The organism is Prevotella conceptionensis 9403948, assembly GCF_000312305.1.
GTDB lineage: Bacteria > Bacteroidota > Bacteroidia > Bacteroidales > Bacteroidaceae > Prevotella > Prevotella conceptionensis.
Window position 1 is genome coordinate 1 of sequence record NZ_HE999458.1, and the last position, 2,555, is coordinate 2,555.

Below are 2,555 nucleotides of genomic sequence, written 5' to 3' on the forward strand. Positions count from 1 at the left end.
AATACGTCGCCATCCTCTCCGGGAATACCGATTTATTGGAGAAGGCAAAGTTGGAAAAGAAGATTGTCGGTTTGGACAGCGAGCGGCAGGCGTTCATTCGCAGTAAGTCATCCTCCCGAAGTCGATTGGACGAAGTCGTGCGGACGGTGGACGGCAACAAGGAGCTGATAGCCCGTTTCCAAAGCGACTGGGACTTGTACCAAAGCCGTGTACAGAAGGATAAGGAGGGCAATATCCTCAACCCGATAACACTCAAAGGGGTGGAAGGAAGCACCCCGAAACGCATCGCTGCCAAACTCGCGGAAATCAACGAGAAAGCCTGCACACGGGGAGAGTATTTCAATATCGGAACACTCTACGGATTTAATCTTGTGGTCAAGACGGAATCCTCCTCTAAAGACCTTTTCGACCTTTCGCAGAACAAGTTCTTCGTGATGGGAGAAAGCGGAATGAAGTACAGCTACAACAACGGCAGGATTGCGGCAGACCCGCAACTCGCCAGTATGAATTTCCTGAACGCCTTGGAGAAGATACCCGGCTTGATTGAGAAGTTTAAGGCGGACACGGAAAAGATAGCCAAGGATATTCCCGTATTGCAGGAGGTAGTGAACGGCTCTTGGAAGAAGGAAGAGCAGCTCAAAGACCTCAAAACGGAACTTGCCGCCCTTGACCGCAAGATACAGCTCTCTCTAAAACCCATCGAGCAGGGAGAGAGTGAGCAAGAAAGTGCGGAGATGATGCAGGATGAGAAAGGAAAGACAGAAGAAATGGAACGGTCACGTCCGATTGAGCCGACTGTCGCCGCCTCCTCCGTCAGCACCTCCGTGGCTCAAACCGACAGACCGTTGGAAAGCAGCGGGCAGAGTATCTCCGCTACACAGCCCTCTATGGACGGACTGCCGCCGTCTCTGGCAGAAAAGGTGTTCGTTGTCAGACCGAAAATATAATCTGTAATGTTATCATCACATTCAAACGGCAGCCCCCGACTTGTCATTACGACAAAACGGGGGCTTTGCTGTTGCGTACAATCCGAAATTACGTATCTTTGGGCGGTCTCTTCCTCTTGCGTTTGAGGTTCTCCGTAAAGTGGGTTTGCATAAAGGCAAGGATTTCCGATTCCAAATACCACGTCTTGTGGTAAACGATGTGGAAAGGAAGTGTACCCGATGCCCGATAACGTTGCAAGGTGCGCTTGCTGATTTGGAGCATCAGACAAACTTCTTGGTTATCCAGCAGCGGTTCTCCATCTATCATCGGACGTTGGGGTATGTCGGGAGCCGTCTGTTTTAGGTCATCGAAACGCTTCATGATGCGCTCCATCCATTCAAGGAAAGTCTCTCTATCCAATAGTTCCATCCTTTATCCTCCTGCTTTTAAGTTCGAAGTTATGCCGTAGCTCTTTCAGGTTCTGAGGATTGCAGTACAGACTCTTGTTTCGTATCGCCTCCTCGATGTCATGCAGGTCGTAGTAGCAACGTCCGTAGATCATCTTGTAGCTGATTCTGTCCGCACTGCGCATACGCTGGAGGGTACGCTTGCTGATACCGAGTATCTCGGCTAACTCATCGTTGGAAACAAGGCGGTTCTCATACTCCGTCTTTGCCTTTTCTTCCTTCTCCACATACCGGAGAATCTTCTCTATCTTGCCCATCAGTTCGTGGTAGGCTTTGCTTTCGATTGTTATGACATCCATGACGCTTTGAATTTGATTATGGTGCAAAGTTCGGGAGTTAAAACCGTCCGGATTGTATGCTAAATATGTACTGAATAGAGATTTTTCTGTCTGATTCCAAAAGCCATACGACAAAAGCATCCATATTGAAGCCACAAGTACGCAGTAAAGGAAATGCTGGTTTAGAATGCTTCCTCCGTAAGTACATTTGCACAAAGTGTAACATTAAAACGGACAAGAATATGGAAGTAATAACAATCGAGAAGAAAACGTATGAAGCCATGATGGAACGTTTTCGCATTTTGACCGCCAAAGTCGATGCCCTGTGTCGGGAGTGTGACGAAAAGCGTATGGGCAGGTGGCTGGACAATCAGGATGTCTGCCAAATCCTGAACATCAGTTTGCGTACCCTGCAAACCTACCGCAGCAACCGGATGCTGCCCTATACGCAAATAGGGTATAAGATGTTCTACAAGCCGGAGGATGTCGGGAAACTGCTCGAACAATCCTCCGCTTTATGACCAATGAATAGTATCACCACTAAATCCGATGTAAAATATGGACAACGATGTAAAGACCAAGAACAACGAAGAGATTGCGCACTTTCTCAACGCGAGCGACCGCATGATAAAGGGAATAGATGTCCTGCGGAAAAAGAACAGACCTCTGCTTAACGGGCATCGCTATCTGACGGATGATGAACTGTCCCGTCTGTTGCATATCAACCGGCGCACGTTGCAGGATTATCGCAACATGGGAAGAATCTCCTTTGTTAAGTTAGGCGGAAAGGTACTCTACCGGGAAGAAGATGTAGAAAAACTGTTGCAGGAGAATTATCGCCCTCGGTTTGAGAAGCCTTGACAGAGAAATAGGCAGTAAGAAA

At 48.1% G+C, this 2,555-nt stretch carries 4 protein-coding genes and 1 pseudogene; 3 read left to right on the forward strand and 2 right to left on the reverse strand.

The window, feature by feature from the left end; genetic code table 11:
* Positions 1-947, forward strand: a pseudogene (locus BN93_RS15040) (DNA methylase); the annotation flags it as partial.
* A gap of 88 nt (positions 948-1,035) precedes the next feature.
* Here the strand turns inward: BN93_RS15040 and BN93_RS15045 are convergent.
* Positions 1,036-1,356: a helix-turn-helix domain-containing protein gene (locus BN93_RS15045; protein ID WP_025797425.1), complete on the reverse strand. Its 321-nt coding sequence runs from the start codon at positions 1,354-1,356 to the stop codon at positions 1,036-1,038.
* The gene (locus BN93_RS15050; RefSeq protein ID WP_019189112.1) at positions 1,340-1,693 is read right to left on the reverse strand and encodes a helix-turn-helix domain-containing protein; all 354 of its coding nucleotides are present in this window, start codon (positions 1,691-1,693) and stop codon (positions 1,340-1,342) included. Before BN93_RS15050 ends, BN93_RS15045 begins: the two co-directional genes overlap by 17 nt.
* Positions 1,694-1,914: 221 nt before the next feature.
* On the opposite strand from BN93_RS15050, the gene BN93_RS15055 reads away from it, so the two are divergent.
* Both BN93_RS15055 and BN93_RS15060 read left to right on the forward strand, forming a co-directional pair.
* Positions 1,915-2,193 carry a helix-turn-helix domain-containing protein gene (locus BN93_RS15055; protein WP_008564112.1) on the forward strand — a complete coding sequence of 93 codons (279 nt, stop codon included), beginning with the start codon at positions 1,915-1,917 and terminating at the stop codon, positions 2,191-2,193.
* A gap of 37 nt (positions 2,194-2,230) precedes the next feature.
* Positions 2,231-2,533 (forward strand): helix-turn-helix domain-containing protein, encoded by a 303-nt coding sequence (locus BN93_RS15060; RefSeq protein WP_004366620.1) that lies wholly within the window; start codon positions 2,231-2,233, stop codon positions 2,531-2,533.
* Positions 2,534-2,555: the final 22 nt, after the last annotated feature.